Source organism: Pseudonocardia sp. EV170527-09, from assembly GCF_008369905.1.
Classification (GTDB): Bacteria; Actinomycetota; Actinomycetes; order Mycobacteriales; family Pseudonocardiaceae; genus Pseudonocardia.
In genome coordinates this window covers 52,830-75,063 of record NZ_VRMC01000008.1, presented here as the reverse complement: position 1 = coordinate 75,063, position 22,234 = coordinate 52,830, and the positions used below count along the sequence as shown (strand labels likewise).

Sequence of the window (22,234 nt, the reverse complement as noted above, 5' to 3'; positions counted from 1 at the left end):
GGCCCGACGCGTGTCCGGGGGAACGTGGTGCCGGTCAGTCGGTCTCCGGCGGGGGCGGCCCGTCCAGCGCGAACGGCGGCCTGCCGGTGCCGGTGATCCGGAACCGGTCCCACACGTCCGGCTCGGACAGCGTGCCGACGGCGGTGTGCCCGGGCGTCCGGACCTCGGCGGTGCCGCCGCGGCTGCCCAGCAGCGCGGTGAGCCGGGGGTGCGCGGCCACTCGGCCCGCCCAGTGCAGTCTGCCGTCGAAGGGCTCGTGCCGGGCGTCGAGGAGCACCTCGACCTCGACCGTCTCCTCGCCCAGCACCAGGGTGGCGGGGCCGCGGTAGCCCTCGTCGTGATCGTGATCGTGATCGTGGTCGGCGCTCACCGGTCCTGCACCGACCCCTCGTGCAGCTGTGGCTCGGGGACCAGCCGCAGGATGTCAGCGGTCGCGGTGGGGGAGTCGAGCCCGGCGACGCCGGCGATCCCGCCCCAGATCAGCGCGGACAGGTAGTTGGTGAGCGCGTCACGGCTCATCGTCCGGCGCTCCAGCCACCACTCGCCCGCGGTCTGGACCATCCCGATGATCCCGTGCGCCCACGCCTCGGCGCCGCCGGAGTCGCGGCCCTGGGCGCGCAGCCGCTCCCCGAACAGCGTGGTCAGCAGGGCGCCGATCTGGCCGCGCACGTCCTGCGCGATCTCGGCGCCCGGCACCGGTTCGGCCGGGTTCGCGACGACGAACCGGTACAGCTGGGGCTCCTCCTCGATCATCCCGAGGTAGGCGTCGATGACGGCGGCGACGTGCTCGATCGGCTCGGCGTCGATCGCCAGCACCGGGTAGATCCGCTGCATCAGCATGTCCGCGGCGTGCTCGCTGACGGCGCGCTGCAGGTCGGCGCGGTCGGCGAAGTGCCGGTAGAGCACCGGTTTGGTGATGCCGGCCGCCCCGGCGATCTGGGCGACCGAGACCCCGGCACCGTGTTCGCGGATCGCGTCGACGGCGGCGGCGACCATCTCGGTCCGCCGTTCCTCCCGTCGGCGGCTGCGCGCATCGGGCTTGACATCCCTGGGCTCCTGGGGCACGTTACCAGTGGTAACTGTTACTGGCGGTAACAGCAAGGGTTCCGGGTGTGGAACCCGCCACCGCAGCCCCCTCGTCAGGAAGGCGCGACCGATGAGCGCTCCCGCCCGGACCGGAAGCAGGACCCACCTCGCGGACCGCGAGGACACTGCTCGTCGGCTGCTGAAGAGCTCGGTGACGACCTCCTACGACCCGTCGATCGACATCGACTGGGACGCCCCGCTGGTCGAGGGCAGGTACGGCATCGTCCCCGAGCGCGTGTCGCTCTACGGCACGCCGCTGTGGGACGGCCTCACCGAGGAGCAGCGGATCACGCTGTCGGTGCACGAGTTCTGCAGCGTCGCCCGGATCGGGCTGTGGTTCGAGATGATCCTCATGCAGATGCTGCTGCGCTACGCCTACGACCGCGACCCCCGTCGCGCGCACATCCAGTACGCGCTGGTCGAGATCGCCGACGAGTGCCGGCACTCGATGATGTTCGCCAAGGCCACCGAGCGCTACGGCGTGCCGGACTACGCCCCTCGCCGGCTCACCCATGAGCAGGGCCGGCTGATGAAGACCATCGGCACCGGCCCGGCGATGTTCGCCGGCACCCTGTTCGTCGAGGAGATCCTCGACCAGCTCCAGCGCGAGGGGATGCGGGACGAGCGTGTCCAGCCACTGTCCCGGATGATCAACAAGATCCACGTGACCGAGGAGGCCCGGCACGTCCGCTACGCCCGGGAGGAGCTCCAGCGGATCATGCCGAGGACCAACCGCGCGGAACGCGTCTGGGCCCGCTACCTCACCGCGCGGATCGCGTTCGTCGTCGCCCGCAACCTCATCCATCCCGAGGTCTACCGCAGCGTCGGGATCGCCCCGGCGGTCGGGCGGAAGGCGGCGCTGGCCAACCCGCACCACCACGAGATGCTGCGCTGGTCCTCGCGCAAGCTCGTGCCGTTCCTGCGCGAGCAGGGAATCGTCGGCGGCCCGACGGAGACCCTGTGGAAGCGCGCCCATCTGATCTGAGGAGGCATCCCGCGATGAGCACACGGATCGTCACCCGCGACGGGACCGGCCTGTTCGCCAGGGTCTCGGGGCCGGAGTCGGCACCGGTCACGGTGCTGCTGGCCCACGGCTGGACGCTCGACGAGCGCTGCTGGGCCCCGGTCGCCGACGCCCTCGCCGTCGGCGCGCCCGGTGCCGGCCCCGCCCCGCGGGTGATCCGCTACGACCACCGCGCGCACGGCCGCTCCGACGACACCCCCGACGAGCTCAAGACCCTCGACGTCCTCGCCGACGACATGGCCGAGGTGATCACCCGGCTCGCCCCGAGCGGCCCGCTGGTCATCGCGGGGCACTCGATGGGCGGGATGACGGCGATGGCGCTGGCCCAGCGCCACCCCGACCTCGTCGCCTCCCGGGTCGCCGGCGTCGCCCTCGTCGCGACCGCGAGTGGCGGCCTCGGTGCGGCGGCGACGCTGGGGATGACCGGGCTGCCGGCGAAGCTCTTCCTGGCCGGCAAGGACAAGGTGACCGTCAGTCCGCTGTGGACGGGGCGCCGGTCGCTGTCCACCCACCCGACCCTGCTGCGGGCCGGTCTGCAGCCGCTGCTGCTCGGCACCCGGCCGGACCGGCTCGCCGTCCGCGCGACCTGCGAGGCGATCGCCGACTGCCGTCCGACGACGATCTCCGGTTTCACCCCGACCCTCACCACCCACGAGCGCGACGAGGCGCTGGCGGCGTTCTCGTCGCTGCCGGTGGAGATCCTGGTGGGGACCCGGGACCGGCTCACGCCGCCGCGGTTCGCCCGACGGATCCACCGCAGCCTGCCGCGCGCCGTGCTGACCGAGTTCCCCGGCGCCGGGCACATGCTCCCCGTCGAGCGGGTCGGCGGGGTCACCGGCCGGATCGCCGCGCTGGTGCGCCGGGCCGCGGCGGAGCAGGTGGCCTGAGCCGCCTGCCCCGTCGTCGGCGGTGGGGCGTCAGATCTGGTCGAGGCCCTGCTTCGGGAACCCGGCGATGCCGCGCCACGCCAGCGACGCCATGAGCGCCACCGCCTCGTCGCGCGGGACCCGCTGGTCGGAGTCCAGCCAGAACTGGGCGCCGACCTGGCTCAGCCCGACGAGCCCGACGGCGAGCAGTCGCGCGCGGTCCTGGTCCAGCCCGGCGTCGGCGGTGACCGCGCCGGCGACCGCGTCGATGCAGCGGTCCAGTGCGCTCTCCACCAGCGCCGCGGCCTCCGGGTCCCCCCGCAGGTCGGACTCGAACACCAGGCGGTAGGCCTTGCCCTCGCCGGCGACGAAGTCGAAGTACGCCGCGACGGCGGCCTGCACCCGCTCCTTGTTGTGCTCGGTCCGCTCGATCGCGTTGGAGACCCGCTCGACGAGCTCCTCGGCGTAGGTCGTGAGCAGCGCCTGGTACAGCTCCAGCTTCCCGGGGAAGTGCTGGTACAGCACGGGCTTGGAGACGCCCGCCCGCTCGGCGATGTCGTCCATCGCGGCGGCGTGGTAGCCCTGGTCGGCGAACACGTCGCGGGCGGCCAGCAGCAGCTGGGCGCGACGCGCGCCGCGGGACAGTCGTGCGCCCCGTGGCGTGGCGGTTCCGGTCATGGGCCCCCTACCTCTCACCGTCGTGGGATAACCCTACTAGCAGGTAACCGCGTTGACGAACGATCCGTGAACGGGTGTCGCCCGCAGAAGGGTGACAACCTCTCACGATCGGCGGTGCGGTCCCCGTGCGGCGAGCCCGAGCGCACCCAGGACCGGCACGGCGGCCACCACGACCGCGGGTGTCCCCAGCACGGCGAGGACCACGCCGGCGACGGCGAGCACCACGGCCGCACGGACGTACGAGCGGGCCCGGGCCCGCGCTCGGCGGGCGATCAGCAGGGCGGCGGCCACCTCGGCGGGGCCGCCACGGGCGCAGATCCTCTCCGACCCGTGCGCGGGCGCGACGACCGGGTCCGGACGAGCGTCCGGGGCGTCGTCCGGGTGCTCGGTGGCCCCAGCCCCAGCCCCAGCCCCTGTGCCGGTCCCGGTGCCGTCGGCGGTGGGCCAGGGGACCAGCTCAACCGCCAGGTGGGCGGCGGCCAGCGCGGCCTCGTCGGTGGTCGGGTCGCCCGCCACCGCGACCGTGCGGCCCCGCACCCGCAGCCCGGCGACGGCAGCGGCCCGTGCCGCCGGGTCCAGCCCCGGCCGGACGGCGTCGGGGTCGGCCGGGTCGAGACCGGCCGCCGCGGCGAGGGCGCGGGCGGCGCCGTCGTCGTCGGGGGTGAGCAGGACCGGCGTGATCCCGGCCGCCGCCAGCTCCGACACCCCCGGGCGGGCCTCGGGGTGCGGCGCCCGGGGCAGCGCGAGCACGGCGCGGGCGCACCCGTCCCAGGCGACGACCAGGACCGCCCGGCCCTCGGCGACCGCCCGCTCCCGCTCCACCGACAACGGCGGTGGCAGCCGGATCCCGTGCTCGGCCAGCCAGTCCGGGCTGCCGAGCAGCACCGCGTGCGCGACGACGGTCGCGGTCGTGCCGCCGTCGTCCGGGCCGGGGTCCCGCAGCTCGGCCACCAGGCCGGACACCCCGAGCCCGGGCTGCTCGTCGGCCTCGGCGACGTCGGGCACCGGGCCGTCGACGGCCGCGGCCAGCGCCCGCGCCGCCGTGCGCAGGTCCGACCCGGGCCGCGCACCCGCGGCGACCGACGCGGCCAGCCTCAGCACCAGCGCCGGATCCTCGCCGCGGCCCGCGTGCACGGTGACCGTCCCGGGGGCGGTGCCGGTCAGCACGTCCGGCCCGGCCAGCGCGACGGTGTCCACCCGGCCCACGAGCCCCGGGCCGCCGGCGGACCCGGTCCAGCCCACCGGATCGCGACGGCCGGGCCACGGCGCCGGCAGCCGCACCGCGTCGCCGCCCGCCCGGTCCGCGGCCCGCAGCGCCGCCGGCAGCGCGGCCAGCAGCGGCAGCGGGCAGGCCCCGACCAGCACCGCGATCCCGGCCGGGACCGCGGCGGGCCACGGGGTGCCGGTGCCCGCCGCGAACGCGGTCACCGCGACCGCGATCAGCGCCGCGGGCGGGGTGAGCAGGGCGCTCCACCGGTCCGCGACGGTGCGCAGGCCCGCGCGGACCTCGTCGGCGTCCGCCCGCGTGTTCCCGCCGCGCGCGCCGGGTGGGCGCCCGGTGCGCTGCACCGCCGCCGCGACGACGGTCAGCACCGCGGCGACCCCGGGCAGCAGGACGGACCCGGCGAGCGGGTCGGTCGGGACCGGGACCGGTCCCGCGGGCGAGACCGCCGCGACGGCCTGCACCGCCGCCGACCACCCCAGCGCGGCGAGCACCGCCGCCGCGACGCCGGTCTCGGCGGTCACCGTGCCCTCCCGCAGGCCGCGTGCGGCGACGCGCAGGCCGGGTCCCCCTGTCGTCGCGACGACGGCGAGGGCGACCAGCAGGGCCACTGCAGCGCAGTGCGGGGCCCACGTCGCGCCGGCCAGTGCGGGGCCGGCGAGCGGCAGCAGCAGGGCGAGCAGGGCCGCCACCGCCCGCGCGGCGTCCCGCAGGACCGGACGCAACCGACGTCAGCTCCCCGGCGCGGTCGGGAGCGTGAACTCGCACGACCGCAGCACACCGCCGGAGCGGTAGTCGAGGAACAGCCGGTAGCTGCCCGGAGCGGGGACCGACACCGCGAACGCCACCCCGGGCCCGGAGCGGTCGGTGGCGGCCGCGCCGGTGATCTCGGGGCGGACGGGGAACCGGGCCAGGTCGCCCTGGCGGACCGCGGTCATCCGGCCGAACGCGCCGCCGTCGACGGGCTCGAGGTCGGTGACCGGGGTGCCGTCACGCCCGACGGTCGCGAACAGCCGGGACTCCCCGCCGGGGACCAGGGCGCCGTCGAGGCGGACCTGCTGGTCGCTGCCCCCGCAGAGCCCCGCCCGGTTCTCGGCCGGAAAGGTGAAGGCGCCGTAGGTGCCGGGGACGTGCAGGTCGGCCCCCAGGTCGAGGTGCGGGCCGCCGGTCGGGGTGAACCCGGCGTAGAGCCGCCAGACGCCCTGGCCGGGGAACCGCACGGGTGCCCGCCACACGCCGTCGGGACCTTGGGTGGCGCGCAGCCGCTGGTAGCCGGCGACGTCGCGACGCAGCACGGCGACGTCCATGACGCCCGAGCCGTCGGAGGGGGTGTCGAACCGGGTCACCGGGGCGCCGTCGGAGCCGGTCACGGTGAACGCGACCTCGGTCGGGTCGCGCCACGGGTAGACGATCCCGACCGGGGTCAGGGTGTAGCCGGCCGCGGTGCTGAGCACACCCCCCGCGCCGGTCGTCACGTCCCCGGTGGCCAGACCGGAGGCGAGGACACCGCCGTCGCCGCGCACGTCACCGGCGTCGGCCGGCGCACCGGCGGTCGGGGTCTCCACCCCGCTGCCCACCGCGCCGCCCACCGCGCCGCCCGCCGTCCAGGCCGCGGTGAACACCAGCACCGACGCGGCGCCGAACCCGGCGAGCCGGGCCGCGGCCGATCCACCGGTCCGCCCCATGCCCACCTCCTCCGTCGCGTCGTCCACGGGGTACAATGTCCGGGGGGCCGCCACGTTGCGCTCCGTGGAGCGCCGGACGCGGACGGTGATCACAGCGAGACGGGCGTCACCCGGCGCGGCGAGTGACCTGCGCGACACGTCATGCTGGTCGAATGGTCGCCGCCCCGTCGATGTCCGTTCACCCGCCCGTCACCGTGCCCGCCCCGGTGCCGGGTGTCGAGACGTCCCCGGGTGCCTCGGCGGAACGCCCGCCGTGGCCGGGCCGCGCGGTCACCTCCGGCGGGGTCACCCTGCACGTGCGCGAGACCCCCGGCTCCGCCGACGCCGACGCCGTCTACGTCCACGGTCTCGCCGGGTCGGCCACGAACTGGACCGACCTCGCCGGGCTCCTCGCGCCGCGGGCCACCGGCCTGTCGGTCGACCTGCCCGGGTTCGGGCTGTCCGAGCCGACCGCCGTCGCCGACTTCGGCCCGGACGGCATGGCGGACGCGCTGCTGTGCTGGCTGGCCGCGCGCGACCGCCCGGTGCACCTGGTCGGCAACTCCCTCGGCGGCGTGATCGCGACGACGGTGGCGGCCCGCCGTCCCGAGCTCGTCCGCAGCCTCACCCTGGTCTCGCCCGCGGTGCCGGACCGGCGCCCCGACCCGCGACGGCTGTCGGACCCGCGGATGGCGCTGGCCATGGTGCCGCTGCTCGGGCGCGGCGCACGCCGCGCGCTGGCACAGGAGCCGCTGCGTGCCAGGGCCGAGCGGATCGTGAAGGTCTGCTTCGCCGACCCGCAGCGCGGCTCCACCCGCCGGCTCGAGGAGCTGATCTCCGAGCACGAGCACCGCGCGACGCTGCCCTGGGCCGGCGCGGCGACCGACGGCGCCACCCGCGGCCTCCTCGGGCTGTGGGCCGGGCGCGAGATCTGGCGCCGGATGGCCCGGGTGCGGGTGCCGTCGCTGGTGGTGTGGGGCGAGCAGGACCGCATCGTGTCCCCGCGGCTGGCCGCGCGGACGGCGGCCACGCTGCCCGGGGCGCGGCTGCTGGTGCTGCCCCGCGCCGGGCACGTCGCGCAGATCGAGCGACCCGCGGCGGTGGCCGACGCCGTCGCCGCGCTGTGGGACGCGGTGCCGGTCGGAGCGGGTGCGGGAAGATGACGCGCACGTGGCGCGTTGAGACGCCCTGAGACCCGCACGCAACCCGCGAGGAGTGGACGAGATGGCGCTACCGCCACTGGTGGAGCCGGCAGCCGAGCTCACCAAGGAGGAGGTGGAGCGGTACAGCCGCCACCTCATCATTCCCGACGTCGGGATGGACGGGCAGAAGCGTCTGAAGAACGCGAAGGTGCTGGTCGTCGGCGCGGGCGGCCTCGGCTCTCCCGCCCTGCTGTACCTGGCCGCCGCCGGTGTCGGCACGCTCGGCATCGTCGAGTTCGACGTCGTCGACGAGTCGAACCTGCAGCGTCAGGTCATCCACGGGCAGTCCGACGTGGGCCGGCCGAAGGCCGAGTCGGCCCGCGACTCGATCCGCGAGGTCAACCCCTTCGTCGACGTCCGCCTGCACAACGAGCGCCTCACCAGCGAGAACGTGCTGGACGTCTTCCGGGACTACGACCTGATCCTGGACGGCACCGACAACTTCGCCACCCGGTACCTGGTGAACGACGCCGCGGTGCTGCTCGGCAAGCCCTACGTCTGGGGCTCGATCTTCCGTTTCGAGGGACAGGCCTCGGTCTTCTGGGAGGACGCCCCGAACGGGCAGGGCCTCAACTACCGCGACCTCTACCCCGAGCCGCCGCCGCCCGGGATGGTCCCGTCCTGCGCCGAGGGCGGCGTGCTGGGCGTGCTCTGCGCCTCGATCGGCTCGATCATGGTCAACGAGGCGATCAAGCTGCTCACCGGCATCGGTGAGCCGTTGCTCGGCCGCCTGGTGATCTACGACGCGCTGGAGACCACCTGGCGTCAGGTGAAGATCCGCAAGGACCCGGAGACGCCGAAGATCACCGAGCTGATCGACTACGAGGCGTTCTGCGGCACCGTGACGCAGGAGGCCCAGGACGCGGCCGCCGGCAGCACGATCACCGTCGGCGAGCTCAAGCAGATGATCGACGCGGGCAAGGACTTCCAGCTCATCGACGTCCGCGAGCCGCACGAGTACGAGATCGTGCGCATCCCGGGCTCGGTCCTGATCCCGAAGGACCGGATCCTGTCCGGTGCCGCGCTCTCGGAGATCGCCCAGGACAAGCCGGTCGTGCTGCACTGCAAGTCCGGCGGCCGGTCCGCCGAGGCCCTCGCCGCACTGCACAAGGCCGGGTTCCGCGACGCCGTCCACGTCGGCGGCGGGGTGCTGTCCTGGGTCAAGCAGATCGACCCGTCGCAGCCCACCTACTGACCACGGTCCGACCCGCTCCGCACTACACCGACGGCCGCCGTCACCGGTACACCCGGGACGGCGGCCGTCGCGGTTCCCGATGTGGCACAGGGTGACCGCTCATCGATCGCACGCGACCGTCCGAGTGAACATGGCCCGTTCGACCCTGCTGTTCGCCCGTTGGGCGAAACATTCCCACCGATCGCCGCGACATGGGGATGCACGCGATCGCCAGGATCGGGAGGACGCTCGGTGGACCACTCGTTGCGCACATGCGCCCTACAGGGGTGCGACGCACCGTTGGAGCCCACCGGAGACGTGTCCGGAGACCGTCCCCAGCGACGCTACTGCTCGGCCGCCCACCGGCTGGCGGCCCGCCAGGCCCGCCGGGCCGCGGCGCAGGCGGCGGGGGACCAGCAGCTCGCCGAGACGCTGCCGTGGCTGCGCGAGCCCGAGGCCGTCGAGGTCGACGAGCCCGTGGTGCCCGTCCAGCGGACGGCGACCCGGCTCGTCGCGGCGCGCCCGGCCGCGTCGTCGGGCCCGGACCGCCCCGGACCGTTGCGTGCCCCGCGCAGCCCGCTGCGGCACCGGCGCACGCTGGCCCTGATCGGCGCGACGGCCGTGCTCCTCGGCGGATACGCGCTGGCGACCTCGCCGTCGGTGACCGGGACCCCGGCGCCGCAGGACCGCACCGCCGACCAGTGGGCCGGGCAGGCCCGGATCGCGCTGGCGGCCCTCGACGACAAGCTCGGGACCCTCAACGCGAGCGAACGGACCTGGCAGGCGTCCGCGCACGAGACGGAGCGCACCCCGGTCGCGGTCGCCAAGCTGCAGCAGCAGCGCGACACCCTGCTCCAGCAGCGTGCCGCCCTGCAGTCCCAGCTGCAGGTCTACAGCTCCCGGCAGGACGCCGTGGACGCGCTGGCCGCCGCCGAGCAGCAGCTCGCCGAGATGGATCGGATCGTCGCCGCCCTGCCGCCCGCCACTCGTCGGACCCCCGACCAGATGGCCGCGGCCGCGTCGCTCGAGGAGCAGCGCGACCTGCGTGCCCGCAACCGCGACGCCTGTGCGGAGCGGCTGGCCGCCATCGACGACGGCATCGACCGGGCCCGCACCGCCCCCTGCCCGGCGACGGCGACGAGACCGAGAAGGTCTCCGACGACGTGCTGGCCCTCGCCCGCGGCGAGGACCCAGCGCCCCCGGAGCCGTCCGGCGTGCGCCGCAACCCCGAGGTCCTGGCCGGTGGCCGGGAGACCGGCGGGGACCGCGAGCGCGCCGACGTCGGTACCGCCGGGCCGCCCGACCCGCGGGGCCCGCTGGACGAGACCCGGCCGCGCGCCGAGGGGCCGGAGGGTGCCTCGGCCCGTGGCCCGGGCAGCGCAGCCGGCCGGGACGCGGGGCCGGGGGAGAAGCTGGGCGGTGCCGTGTCCCGTGCCGCCGACGGCGGCGCCAACCTGGCCGGCGGCGCGCCGAGCCCCGGGGATGGCGCTGGTTCCGGCGCTGGTTCCGGCGCCGGTTCCGACGCGGGGAAGAAGGCGAACCGGGCCGAGGTCGCACCGGCGTCGTCCGACGGGCCGGTGAAGAAGCTCGGCGACGGCGTCGGCGCCGCAGCACGGGGTGTCGGGGACGCCGCCGAGTCGGTGGGCAAGGGCGTCGACGACGTCGCGAGCGGGCTGACCGGGAAGAGGTCCGGCGGCTCCGGGGCCGGCGGCGGTTCCGGTTCCGGTTCAGGCTCCTCCGACGACGCTCTCCGCCCGTCCACCCCTGCTCCGCGGGAGGAGCCCGCCGCACCCGCCTCGCCCGCCTCGCAGGAGCGCGCCCTGCCCGCGCCCAGCGCGCCCGTGCTCAGCGCGCCCGCGTCGGACGCCCCGGCGGAGGGCGTCGGCACGGAGCGGTCGGCGGCGCAGGGGTCCGGCGGCTCCGGCGGCATCGTCACCGCCGTGGCCGGGCCCTACGTCGAGTCCGCCCTGGGACCGGAGGCGGCCGCGCCGGTGCTGGCGGAGGCCGACCGGCAGGCGGCCGAGCAGATGGCCGAGCGCACCGGGTCCTCCGGTTCGCGCTCCGGCGGCGGGTCGGAGGGGTCCGGCTCCAGCCAGTCCTCTGGCAGCTCTTCTGGCGACTCCTCGGACGGTTCCGGCTCGCGGTCGTCCGCCTCGCAGTCCTCCGACCGGGGTTCCGACCAGGGGTCCTCGGGCTCGCGGTCGTCCCGGTCGTCGGACTCGGGCTCGTCGAACTCGGGGTCGTGGGACTCGTCGTCGGATTCGGATTCGGGTTCGTCGGATTCGGGTTCGTCGCGTGGGGAGTCCTCGCGGAGCAGCGGCTCGGACGACTCCCGCTCCTCCTCGGACTCGGACTCGCGGTCGTCGGGCTCGGGATCCGGCTCGGACTCGGGATCCGGCTCGGACTCCGGCTCGGGTTCCGGCGGCGGCGGCTCCTGGTAGTGGAGTGTCTCCCGTGGCCGGCTCCGTGCGGAGCCGGCCACGCTGGTCGTGCGTGCGGGAGCCCTGATCGGCCCGCCGTTCACCCGATCGGTCGTGGCGCGACGCGCGGTTCGGGCGTGGCGTGACGAACGTGAGCCGGTGGCGCGGGTACCGTCCCCGCTGTGACCGCTGCCCGCACGCTCGCCACCGCGCCGGCCGCGAGCGTCCTGCCCGAGCACGTCCGCACCGCCTTCGGGGTGCGTGAGACGTCCCCCCGTCCCGTCGTGTGGGCGGGCCAGCGGGCCTGGCAGTGCGGGGAGGTGCTGCTGCGGCCGGTGTCCGACCACGTCGTCGCCGCCTGGTCGGCGACGGTCCTGGAGAACCTCGAGGTCGACGGTGTCCGCCTCGCCCGCCCCGTCCGCAGCTCGGACGGCCGGTGGGTCGTGGGCGGCTGGGCCGCGTCCCGGCACGTGCCCGGCGTCCCCGAGCCCCGGCACGACGAGGTCGTCGCCGCCTCGCTGCGGCTGCACGCCGCCACCGCGACCGTGCTGCGCCCGCGCCTGCTCGACGACCGCGACGACCTGTTGTCCCGGTCCGCCGCCGCCGCGTTCGGCGAGCGCCGGCTGGATCTGCACCCCGAGACCGGCGGCCGGCTGTTCGCCGAGCTCGCCGCGCACCGCCGCACGATCCGGCTGACGCCGCAGGTCGTGCACGGCGAGCTGTTCGGCGCCATGCTGTTCGACCCGACGGGGCGGCCCGCGGTACTCGACCTCGTGCCGTTCTGGCGGCCCGCGGAGTGGGCGGCGGCGGTCGTCGTCGTCGACGCGGTGGCCTGGGGCGGCGCCGACGAGGAGCTGGTCGAGCGCTGGTCGGAGCTGCCCGAGTGGCCGCAGTCGCTGCTGCGCGCGGTGCTCTACCGGCTGGCCCTGCACGCCCAGCACCCGGACGCGACGGCCGAGTCGCTGGCCGGGATCGAGCGGGTCGCGAGCCTGGTCAGCCGCCGGCTCTGAGGTGTCCGCTCCCGGCACGCTGCTGCTCACCGGAGCCGCGGGGAACATGGGGACGCTGCTGCGTCCCCGGCTGGCCCGCGACGGCCGGACCCTGCGCCTGTTCGACACCGCGGAGCTGCAGGCCGGCCCCGGCGAGCAGGTCCGCACCGGCTCGGTGACCGACCGGGACGCGGTCGCGGCCGCGACCGACGGGGCCGACGCCGTCGTCCATCTCGCCGGGATCAGCGGTGAGGCGGGCTGGGACGACATCCTGGCCGTCAACGTCGAGGGGACCCGCACCGTGCTCGACGCGGCGGTCGCCGCGGGGGTGCGGACCGTCGTGCTCGCCTCCAGCAACCACGCCGTGGGCTTCCGCACCCGCGACGACGGCGTCCCGCTGCCGGCGACCGTCGGGCACGCCCCGGACACCTACTACGGCTGGTCCAAGCACGCGATGGAGGGGCTGGGCAGGCTCTACCACGAGCGGTTCGGCCTGACCGTGGTCTCCGCGCGGATCGGCAGCTGCTTCCCGCGGCCGTCGAACGCCCGGATGCTCGCGACCTGGCTGTCCCCGGACGACGCCGCCCGCCTGGTCGAGGCGGCGCTCGACCCGGGCACCCGAGGGCACCACGTCGTGTGGGGCGTGTCGGCCAACACCCGTCGCTGGTGGTCGCTCGACGAGGGCGCCGCGATCGGCTACCACCCGCGCGACGACGCCGAGGTCCACGCCGCGGACCTGCTCGACGGCGCCCCGCCGGACCCGGCCGACCCGGTGCACCACCGGGTGGGCGGCGCGTTCTGCGACGCCCCGCTCGGCGTCCCGATGCGCTGAGGCGGCTCACAGCCGTCGCGGCTCCCGTGTGAGATAAGCGTTGCGGGGGTGTCACGTGGGGCCACCCGTCGGAAACTGGGGCTCCCTAGCGTCGTCGACGACGTGACCGCCGGCGATCAGGAGACCGATCCGTGACCACCACCTCCACCCCGGGGCGCCGCATCGGCGGCCGTTGGATCGACCACTGGGACCCCGAGGACGAGGGGTTCTGGCAGCGGACCGGCTCGGCCATCGCCCGTCGCAACCTCTGGCAGTCGATCTTCTCCGAGCACATCGGCTTCTCGATCTGGACGATCTGGTCGGTCCTCGTGCTGTTCATGGGCCCGGAGTACGGGTTCACCGCGGCACAGAAGTTCTTCCTGGTCGCGGTGCCGACACTGGTCGGGTCGATCCTGCGGTTGCCCTACACCTTCGCCGTCGCCCGCTTCGGCGGCCGCAACTGGACGATCTTCGCGGCGTCGCTGCTGATCGTGCCCACGATCCTGGCGATGGTGGTGCTGGAGCCGGGCGTGTCGTACACGACGCTGCTGGTCGTCGCCGCGGTCGCCGGCGTCGGTGGCGGGAACTTCGCGTCCTCGATGGCGAACATCAACGCGTTCTTCCCGGAGAAGGAGAAGGGCTGGGCGCTGGGCCTCAACGCGGGCGGTGGAAACCTCGGTGTGCCGGTCGCGCAGCTGCTCGGCCTGCTCGTCATCGCCACCCTCGGTGCGGGCTACCCGCGGGTGCTGCTGGCGATCTACCTGCCGTTCATCGTCATCTCGGCGTTCCTCGCCTGGAAGCGGATGCACAACATCGCCGCGATGTCCAACGACACCGGCGCCTTCACCGAGGCCTGCCGCGACCGCCAGACCTGGATCATGTCGTTCCTCTACATCGGGACGTTCGGGTCGTTCATCGGCTACTCGTCCGCGTTCGGCCTCGTCCTGCAGAACCAGTTCGACCGGACCCCGCTGCAGGCCGCCGCGGTCACCTTCATCGGCCCGCTCATCGGGTCGCTGATCCGGCCCTACGGCGGCAAGCTCGCCGACCGGTTCGGCGGCGCCGTGGTCACCCTGTGGAACTTCGTCGGCATGGCCGTCGCCACCCTGGTGATCATCTTCGCCTCGGGGATCGAGTCGCTGACGCTGTTCACCATCGGCTTCATCGCCCTGTTCACGCTCTCCGGTGTCGGCAACGGGTCGACCTACAAGATGATCCCGGCGATCTTCACCGGCCGGGCCCGCGTCGCGATCGCCGGGGGCGCGGACCGCGAGACCTCCTTCAACACCGCGCGACGGCTGTCCGGCGCCGTCATCGGCATCGCCGGCGCGGTCGGCGCGCTGGGCGGGTTGTTCATCAACCTCGCCTTCCGCCAGTCGTTCATGACGGTCCAGTCCGGCACGCCCGCGTTCTGGAGCTTCCTGGTCTTCTACGTCCTGTGCATCGGCGTCACCTGGGCCGTGTACCTGCGGCCGCGCCCGGCCCTGGTCGGGAGCACCGACGCCGCCGCGATGGCCCGGGTCTGAGCCGTGGGTCCGGACGACCGGACCGCCACCCACTGCCCGTACTGCGCCCTGCAGTGCGGGCAGTGGGTCGGCCCGTCCGGCGAGGTCGACGCCCGTGAGTTCCCGACCAACGCCGGGGGCATGTGCCAGAAGGGCTGGACCTCCGGCGCTCTGCTCACCCATCCGCAACGCCTGACGTCGCCGCTGGTCAGAGCCTCGCGCGACACCGGGTTCGTCGAGACCGGCTGGGACGACGCCCTGGCCGGCGTCGCCACGAGGCTCGCCGCGCTGCGTGCCGAGCACGGGCCGGACTCGGTCGCGGTGTTCGGTGCGGGCGGGCTGACCAACGAGAAGGCCTACCTGCTCGGCAAGTTCGCCCGGGTCGCGCTGGGCACCAGCCAGATCGACTACAACGGCCGGTTCTGCATGTCCTCGGCCGCCGCCGCGGGCAACCGGGCCTTCGGCGTCGACCGTGGGCTGCCGTTCCCGGTCACCGACCTCGACGACGCCGAGCTGGTCGTCCTCGCCGGGGCGAACGTCGCCGAGACCATGCCGCCGCTGATGTCGCACCTGACCGCGGCGCGACTGGTCGTCGTCGACCCGCGGCGCACCCCGACCGCGGAGCGCGCGCTCGCCTCCGGGGGGCTGCACCTGGCGCCGCGCCCGGGCACGGACCTGGTCCTGGCGCTGGGGATGCTGCACGCCGCCGTCGTCGACGGGCACCTCGATCTGTCCTACGTGGACGAACGCACGACCGGCTTCGGCGACGTCTGGGCGATCGCCTCGCAGTGGTGGCCCGAGCGCGCGGAGCGGGTCTGCGGGGTCGCCGCCACCGACATGCGCACCGTCGTGCGGTGGCTCGCGGAGTCCACACGGCGCTACGTGCTCACCGCGCGCGGTGCCGAGCAGCACGCGCACGGCGTCGACACCGTCGCGGCGTGGATCAACCTGTCGCTGGCGCTCGGCCTGCCCGGCCGCCCCGGCTCCGGGTTCGGGACGATCACCGGGCAGGGCAACGGCCAGGGCGGGCGCGAGCACGGCCAGAAGTCCGACCAGCTGCCCGGCTACCGGCACATCACCGACCCGGCCGCCCGCGCGCACGTCGCGCAGGTGTGGGGGGTGCCGGAGCCCTCGATCCCCGGGCCCGGCCGCAGCGCCGTCGAGCTCCTCGACGCCCTCGGCCGCCCCGGCGGTCCGCGTGCGCTGCTGGTGTTCGGCTCGAACGTGCTCGTCTCCGCGCCCGACGCCCGCGCCGTCGCCGAGCGGCTCGACGGGCTGGACCTGCTCGTCGTCGCCGACGTGCTGCCCGGTGAGACCGCGATGCGCGCCGACGTCCTGCTCCCGGTCGCCCAGTGGGCCGAGGAGGAGGGGACCATGACCAACCTGGAGGGACGGGTGCTGCGCCGCCGTCGCGCGCTCGCCCCGCCGCCCGGGGTGCGCACCGACCTGGAGGTGATCGCCGGGCTGGCCGCGGCCCTCGACGCGCCGGGGGAGTTCCCCGCCGACCCGCGGACCGTGTTCGACGAGCTGCGGCGCGCCTCGGCCGGCGGCGTCGCCGACTACGCGGGCGTGTCCTACGACCGGCTCGACGCGGGGGAGGCCCTGCACTGGCCGGTCCCCGCCGACGACCATCCCGGCACCCCGCGGCTGTTCACCGAGCGTTTCGGCCACCCCGACGGACGCGCCCGGATGCTGCCGGTCGACCACGTCGAACCGGACGAGGCCGTCGACGACGGGTTCCCGCTGACCGTGACGACCGGCCGGGTGCTGGTGCACTACCAGTCCGGCGCGCAGACCCGCCGGGTCGCCGAGCTGGCGGAGGTGTCGCCGGAGGTGTTCGTCGAGGTGCACCCGGACACCGCCGCCCGGCACGGTCTCGGCGACGGCGACCTGGCCGACGTCGTGTCCCGCCGCGGTACGACGACGGCGCGCGTCCGCTGCGTCGCCACGCTGCGCCCGGACACGATGTTCCTGCCCTTCCACTTCGGCGGCGTGGGGGCGGCGAACAACGTCACCAACCCGGCCCTGGACCCGGTGAGCCGGATGCCGGAGTTCAAGGTGGCCGCGGTGCGGCTGAAACCCGCCGGGACCAGGCGGGACACCACCGCCGGAGCCGCCGACACCGCCGGAGCCGCGACCGACGGCCTTGCCCCGGCGCTCACGGTGGGCGCAGGGGCCGCCGCCCGAGCGGGCCGGTCCGCGCGCTGATCCGTCGTTCGCGCGCGTCCGGACGCGCGCGAACCGCGGATCACCGCGCGGGCCGCGGATCACCCACGGCGGGTGGTGCCTGCGGCGGTCGAACCCCTGGTGGCCGCGGCACCCGGCACGGGCTCCGCCGCACCTCGCACGGTCTCGGCCCCCTCGTCGGTCCCGGCACGGGCGCCGAGGTGGGCGAACCCGTGCGGGGTCCCGGCTCACGGTCTGCGCCCGCCGAGAATGAGGACCTCGTAACGCCCGTGCAATGGCGGGCGTTCCCCCCGTAACCCCCCGTTCCTACCGTCGATGGCATGAGCAGGGGCGTGGTGGTGATCGGGCACGGCATGGTGGGTGCCCGTTTCGTGGAGGAGGTCCGCCGGCGCGACCCCGACGGCGAGCGGGTGTCGCTCACCGTCCTCGGCGCGGAGTCCCGCCCTGCGTACAACCGGGTGCTGCTGTCCACCGTGCTCGCCGGCGGGCTGCGACCCGCCATGGTCGCGCTCCCGGTCGTCGACGGCGTCGACCTGCACACCGGTGTCGCGGCGACCGGGATTGACCGGGCCGCGCGCGTCGTCCACGCCGCCGACGGCACCACCCACCCCTACGACGAACTGGTCCTCGCCACCGGCTGCCGGGCCTGGCTCCCGCCGGTCGACGGCCTCGCCGACGCGGCCGACCGTGACGCGCCCACCCACGGTGTGAGTCTGTTCCGCGATCTCGACGACTGCGAGCGCATCCTCGACGCGGCGGTGCCGGGTGCACGGATCGCCGTCGTCGGGGGCGGGCTGCTCGGGGTCGAGGCCGCCCGCGGGCTCGCCGGACGCGGCGTCGCCGTCACCCTGGTGCACCCGCGCACCCACCTGATGGAACGCCAGCTCGACCCGGGCGCCGGCGACGTGCTCGCGACCGCGCTGCGCGGGCTCGGCGTCGACGTCCGCTGCGGGGTCGGGGCCAAGGCCTGGGATCCCGACACCGGTCTGGACTGCGACGACGGTTCCCGGGTCGCCGCGGACCACGTCGTCGCCGCCGGGGTGCGCGCGAACACCGGGCTGGCCGCCGACGCCGGGCTCGCGGTCGACCGCGGGATCCTCGTCGACGACCGCCTCGCCACCGACGACGGCCGGGTGCACGCCGTCGGCGACTGTGCCCAGCACGCCGGCGCCCCGGGCGGGCTCGTGCAGTCCGGCTGGGAGCAGGCCGCCGTCCTCGCCGACCTGCTGACCGGCACCGACCCCGCCGCGCGCTACCGCGGCACCCGCCCGGTCACCCGGCTCAAGGCCCGCGGCATCGACCTCGCCGCCCTCGGCGACCCCACCGCGGGCGACGAGGAGCTGCGTGTCTCCGACCCACGCCGCGGCCGCTACGGCGTGCTCGCGCTGCGCGACGACCGCGTCGTCGGGGCCGTCCTCATGGGACTCCCCGACGCCGCGGCAATGATCACCGAGCTCTACGACTCCGGCGCCCCGGCCCCCGAGGACAGGCTCGCGCTGCTGCTCGGCCGGGCCCTGCCGGGGGAGGCGTCCTCCGCCACCGACCCCGGCCGCATGCCGGGCACCGCCGTGGTCTGCCGCTGCAACAGCGTCACCAAGAACACCCTGGTCAGCGCCTGGCGAGCGGGCGCCCACGACGTCGACGCGCTCTCGCGGCGCACCCGGGCCGCCACCGGCTGCGGGAGCTGCCGCGACGTCGTCTGCGGGATCCGGGACTGGCTGGCCGAGGCCGATCCGCCGGAGCCCCAGGTCGCCTGACGCCCCGTCCGCTGGGCACCGAATGTAGTCGTTCCGCTCCAGTGGGTGCCCTGCCCGATCTACCATCCCGGGTGGACGGTGACCGGGAGGTACAGCGTGGGCTCGAGCAGACGGACGTCGGACATCGTGCGGTTCTGGCGGGCCGTCGAGTTGTTCGACGTGCAGAAGGTGCCCGATCCGGTGCGGGACCGGCCGCGGGTGGTTGTCGACGTCGCCTCGGATGGACTGTTGCCGTGGCAACCCGAGCACCCGGTGCAACAACGGCCGATCCGGTCCGAGTACGAATGGTGCTACACCGTCTACCTCGGTCTGTACGAGGTCGCCCGAGTGGTGGGCCAGCTCTGTTCGGTGTTCGGTCCCGAGTCGCCCTACACCGCCGGCACCCGAGGGCAGGGCGTCACGTCCGCGGTCATGGCTTTTGCCGTCGGCCCGGACGGGGTCATCGGGCCGGACACCCCGGTGCTGTCCAGCGCCGCGTGGGCCACCGGCAGGCTCCGTTCCCAGGGCCGGGTTCAGCGCAATGGCTCGACGGTCTGGCACGGGAGCAGGGTGCGCTCCGGCGGGCGTTGACCGGGTTGAGCAACCCTCCCGTCGTGCCACCCGCGTCCGCCGTTCCGCCGGCGGGGGACAGCGAGCAAACTGCCCGGTCGGCCGCCTCGCGTGCGGGTGCCGCAGTCCGCACGCAGGTCACCTCTGCGGCTCGCGATGCGCTCGACGAGGGGGCCAAGTCCGCCGGCACCGGGGTCGACGGGATCGTCACCGCGGCGATGGGGGCGCTCGTGGGACCCATGGTCGGGACGATCGCGGGGCCCCTGATCGGCACCATCGCCGGAGGAGCGGCCGGGAAGTTCGTGGAGAAGGTGCTCACTGCACGCCGGGCAGCCGAGCCGCGCGGGGACACCGCGCCCGCCGGCGGCTCGGCCGTACCGACGCCCGTCCACCGGGTCACCATGCACGACCTGACCGCGACGGAACTGACCGAGCTCGTGGGGGACCTTTCCGCCGCGCTCGGCACCGCGGATGTCCTGCGGCCGGCCGGAATCCGGGTCGAGTGCTGGCAGCGGCGACGGCGTCCCGACAGCCCGGCGCGGCCGCTGGAGGCGCCCATGCTCAACAGCATGATCGCCGACGACCTGGACGGGATCGCGGCGTTGCTGAGCGACGGCGGGGCAGGCCGCGCGTTGCGGGACTACCTCACGGCCGACGCCCACATCGATGACAAGCGGCGCCGTGACGTGCAGGACCACCGTGACGAAGTCCTGAAGTTGGTCGCCCCTGACTGCAAGCCCGCGGGCCGGTGGCCGACGGAGACCGACCGCCCCCTGGCGATGGCACAGCAGTTCGCCGTCGACGCGATCCATGCCGAGCTGTCCAACTCGTCAGGGCTGTTCGCGGTCAACGGCCCACCCGGAACGGGCAAGACCACGCTGATCCGCGACCTTATCGCCGCGCTGGTGGTCGACCGGGCGAAGGTCCTCGCCACCCTCGAACGGCCCTCCGACGGATTCGGCGGCGTACTGACCTACGACGACGGGGAGAAGCTTCGCGAGGTCGATCTGCTGCGGTCCGAGCTGACAGGTTTCGAGGTGGTCGTCGCGACGAACGGCAACGACGCGGCGAAGAACATTACCCACGAGATCCCAGGGGCGAAGGCGGTGGCCGCGGAGTTCGATGCGCGTGACCGGTGTGACTACTTTGCCGAGCTCGCCGACGATCTGCTCGAAGGCCCGTCCTGGGGACTCGTCGCCGCGGCGCTGGGCAACCGGAGCAACAACCGTGCCTTCACCAGCAGAGTCCTGCACGGCGACGGAGCGCCCCGCCCCAAGGGAGGCGCGCCGGCGCCCCGGCGGGTCGGCCTTCTGGACCGGTTGACAACGGGCTCGGCGTCGGGACCGTCCTGGTCCGAGGCCCGCCGACGGTTCCGGGCGGCCTGCGATGAGGTCGCCCGACGTACGGAAGCCCAGACAGCGGTCGCGGCTGCCGTCTCCGCTCTGCCGGAGCTGCGCGACACGACGACGTCGGTCGAAGGGGAGCTGCGAGCCCAGGGCGAGACCGTCGCGGCGCGCCGCGGGGAGGAACGGACGGCGGCCGACCAGGCATCCCGGCTGCGAGCTCGGCTCGACGACGCCACGGCCGATCTCGATCGTCACGGTGCGGGCAAGCCCGGTTTCTGGGACTCCCTGGTCAGCATGTGGGCGGTTCGACGCAGCTGGTACGCCGACGGCGTCGAGCTACGTGGACGGCAGCGGACCGCGCGAGAGCAGTGGGAAGCCGCGGAGACCGGGCTCGACGCGGCCCGGGCCGCGACCGCGCAGGCCGAACAGCAGCTGGCCAGGCTCGACCGGAAGCACGCGACGATGCGGGGCGATCTCGCGCGCGCCGAGGAGATCGTGCGTACGGCGCCGACGCTGCCGCCCGACGCCGACGACGCGGAGTTCGAGATGACCGCCCCCTGGGCGGATCCGGAACTGGACCGGGCGCGGTCGGAGCTGTTCCTCGCGGCACTGACCCTGCACAAGGCATTCGTCCTGGGTACGCCGACCCGGTTCCGGCGCATCCTCGCCACCGCCGGCCGGGTACTCGCGGGCCCGGGCGGGATGCCACCCGCAGCGGTTCTTGCGGCTTGGCAAGGGCTGTTCCTCACCGTCCCCGTAGTCTCCACGACCTTCGCGTCGTTGCCGCGCCTCTTCGATCGCGTCGACGTCGATGCGCTCGGTTGGCTGGTGGTCGACGAGGCCGGCCAGGCGACCGTGCAGTCGGTGGTCGGGGGGCTGTCACGCTGTCGGCGCGCGGTGATCATCGGCGATCCGATGCAGCTGGAACCGATCGTGACCACTCCCCGCCCGGCCCAACGTGCTCTGGCTCGCCACTTCGCCGTCGACGAGCAGTGGCTCCCCGATGCGCGCTCCGCGCAGACCGCCGCCGACCGGCTCAACCGGTTCGGCCGGCGGCTGCCCCCGCGGGACCCGACGGCAGCCCGGGCGATCGACGACTGGATCGGCGCCCCGCTACGCGTCCACCGGCGGTGCGACCGGCCGATGTTCGACATCGCCAACAAGATCGCCTATGGCCACGCCCCGATGGTGTTCGGCACCCCGCAACGGAACGAGGAATTCCCCTTGCCGAGCGTGTGGTTCGACGTCCGCGGCCAGGCGCGGGGACATGTCGTCGAGGAGGAGATCGACATGCTCGCCGACGTTGTCGCGAAGCTCCGGAGGGAGCTGCCGGTCTCCGGGATCCGCGTCGTCACGCCGTTCACCGATGTCCGGCGAGCTGCAGCCGGTCGGCTCCGCCGTGACGCGAAGCGGTTGGAGGACGAGTCGATGAAGGAGGAACTGGTGAAGGTCGGCACCCTCCACTCGGTGCAGGGTATCGAAGCCGAAGCCGTGGTCCTAGTGCTCGGTGGCGGTCCTGAGGGCGCCCGCAGGTGGGTCACCTCGGCGCCGAATCTGGTCAACGTCGCTGTGACCCGGGCGCAGCGTTGCTTCTGTGTTATCGGGGACCGCCAGGCCTGGTCGGCGCTGCCCTACCTGTCGACAGCCGCGGACCACCTCGGCGTCCGCTGATGACGAGCCCGCATCTCACACCGGGACGCCACCCGGAATGAGGACCTCGTAACGGCGCTGCAATCGCGCACAGTCCCCGTGTA

Annotated in this window: 18 protein-coding genes; 12 read left to right on the top strand and 6 right to left on the bottom strand. The window is 74.8% G+C overall.

Annotation, left to right across the window (positions count from 1 at the left end; genetic code table 11):
- Window positions 1-34 precede the first annotated feature (34 nt).
- On the bottom strand, window positions 35-370 hold the full coding sequence (locus FVA95_RS03955; protein ID WP_060713163.1) for a DUF4873 domain-containing protein: 336 nt from the start codon (window positions 368-370) through the stop codon (window positions 35-37).
- Window positions 367-1,065: a TetR family transcriptional regulator gene (locus FVA95_RS03950; protein ID WP_240051254.1), complete on the bottom strand. Its 699-nt coding sequence runs from the start codon at window positions 1,063-1,065 to the stop codon at window positions 367-369. The genes FVA95_RS03955 and FVA95_RS03950 overlap by 4 nt, the downstream gene beginning before the upstream one ends.
- 91 nt (window positions 1,066-1,156) lie before the next feature.
- On the opposite strand from FVA95_RS03950, the gene FVA95_RS03945 reads away from it, so the two are divergent.
- On the top strand, window positions 1,157-2,071 hold the full coding sequence (locus FVA95_RS03945) for a diiron oxygenase (protein WP_149662978.1): 915 nt from the start codon (window positions 1,157-1,159) through the stop codon (window positions 2,069-2,071).
- 14 nt (window positions 2,072-2,085) lie between these two features.
- On the top strand, window positions 2,086-2,997 hold the full coding sequence (locus tag FVA95_RS03940; protein ID WP_149662977.1) for an alpha/beta fold hydrolase: 912 nt from the start codon (window positions 2,086-2,088) through the stop codon (window positions 2,995-2,997).
- Between the two features lie 30 nt (window positions 2,998-3,027).
- Here the strand turns inward: FVA95_RS03940 and FVA95_RS03935 are convergent, their stop codons facing one another.
- From FVA95_RS03935 to FVA95_RS03925, 3 genes are all read right to left on the bottom strand, one after another.
- Entirely contained in the window at window positions 3,028-3,654 is a 627-nt protein-coding gene (locus FVA95_RS03935; RefSeq protein WP_020625908.1) for a TetR/AcrR family transcriptional regulator, read from the bottom strand.
- 102 nt (window positions 3,655-3,756) lie between these two features.
- Window positions 3,757-5,601 carry an HAD family hydrolase gene (locus tag FVA95_RS03930; protein WP_149662976.1) on the bottom strand — a complete coding sequence of 615 codons (1,845 nt, stop codon included), beginning with the start codon at window positions 5,599-5,601 and terminating at the stop codon, window positions 3,757-3,759.
- Window positions 5,602-5,607: 6 nt separating this feature from the next.
- On the bottom strand, window positions 5,608-6,588 hold the full coding sequence (locus FVA95_RS03925; RefSeq protein ID WP_149662975.1) for a hypothetical protein: 981 nt from the start codon (window positions 6,586-6,588) through the stop codon (window positions 5,608-5,610).
- A 143-nt stretch (window positions 6,589-6,731) separates the two neighbouring features.
- Between FVA95_RS03925 and FVA95_RS03920 the strand changes: the two genes are divergently transcribed.
- The 3 genes from FVA95_RS03920 to FVA95_RS03910 all read left to right on the top strand — a co-directional run bounded on the left by FVA95_RS03920 (window position 6,732) and on the right by FVA95_RS03910 (window position 10,497).
- Entirely contained in the window at window positions 6,732-7,703 is a 972-nt protein-coding gene (locus FVA95_RS03920) for an alpha/beta fold hydrolase (RefSeq protein WP_240051253.1), read from the top strand.
- 61 nt (window positions 7,704-7,764) lie between these two features.
- Window positions 7,765-8,937, top strand: a complete 1,173-nt coding sequence (gene moeZ, locus FVA95_RS03915) for an adenylyltransferase/sulfurtransferase MoeZ (protein WP_149662973.1) — start codon at window positions 7,765-7,767, stop codon at window positions 8,935-8,937.
- Between the two features lie 297 nt (window positions 8,938-9,234).
- Window positions 9,235-10,497, top strand: coding sequence for a hypothetical protein (locus tag FVA95_RS03910; RefSeq protein ID WP_149662972.1), 1,263 nt, complete (start codon window positions 9,235-9,237; stop codon window positions 10,495-10,497).
- A gap of 370 nt (window positions 10,498-10,867) precedes the next feature.
- Here the strand turns inward: FVA95_RS03910 and FVA95_RS30715 are convergent, their stop codons facing one another.
- Window positions 10,868-11,398: a hypothetical protein gene (locus FVA95_RS30715; RefSeq protein ID WP_161992193.1), complete on the bottom strand. Its 531-nt coding sequence runs from the start codon at window positions 11,396-11,398 to the stop codon at window positions 10,868-10,870.
- A gap of 120 nt (window positions 11,399-11,518) precedes the next feature.
- On the opposite strand from FVA95_RS30715, the gene FVA95_RS03905 reads away from it, so the two are divergent.
- The 7 genes from FVA95_RS03905 (at window position 11,519) to FVA95_RS03880 (ending at window position 22,151) form a co-directional block, all read left to right on the top strand.
- Window positions 11,519-12,346 (top strand): TIGR02569 family protein, encoded by an 828-nt coding sequence (locus tag FVA95_RS03905; protein ID WP_020623762.1) that lies wholly within the window; start codon window positions 11,519-11,521, stop codon window positions 12,344-12,346.
- Between the two features lies 1 nt (window position 12,347).
- Window positions 12,348-13,157 carry an NAD(P)-dependent oxidoreductase gene (locus tag FVA95_RS03900; RefSeq protein WP_240051252.1) on the top strand — a complete coding sequence of 270 codons (810 nt, stop codon included), beginning with the start codon at window positions 12,348-12,350 and terminating at the stop codon, window positions 13,155-13,157.
- Between the two features lie 131 nt (window positions 13,158-13,288).
- The gene (locus FVA95_RS03895) at window positions 13,289-14,662 is read left to right on the top strand and encodes a NarK/NasA family nitrate transporter (RefSeq protein ID WP_149662971.1); all 1,374 of its coding nucleotides are present in this window, start codon (window positions 13,289-13,291) and stop codon (window positions 14,660-14,662) included.
- Between the two features lie 3 nt (window positions 14,663-14,665).
- The gene (locus FVA95_RS03890) at window positions 14,666-16,849 is read left to right on the top strand and encodes a molybdopterin oxidoreductase family protein (protein ID WP_149662970.1); all 2,184 of its coding nucleotides are present in this window, start codon (window positions 14,666-14,668) and stop codon (window positions 16,847-16,849) included.
- Between the two features lie 299 nt (window positions 16,850-17,148).
- On the top strand, window positions 17,149-18,585 hold the full coding sequence (locus tag FVA95_RS03885; RefSeq protein ID WP_149662969.1) for an FAD-dependent oxidoreductase: 1,437 nt from the start codon (window positions 17,149-17,151) through the stop codon (window positions 18,583-18,585).
- Between the two features lie 150 nt (window positions 18,586-18,735).
- Window positions 18,736-19,155 carry a hypothetical protein gene (locus FVA95_RS30710; RefSeq protein WP_161992192.1) on the top strand — a complete coding sequence of 140 codons (420 nt, stop codon included), beginning with the start codon at window positions 18,736-18,738 and terminating at the stop codon, window positions 19,153-19,155.
- Window positions 19,156-19,178: 23 nt separating this feature from the next.
- Entirely contained in the window at window positions 19,179-22,151 is a 2,973-nt protein-coding gene (locus FVA95_RS03880) for a DEAD/DEAH box helicase (protein ID WP_161992191.1), read from the top strand.
- Window positions 22,152-22,234: the final 83 nt, after the last annotated feature.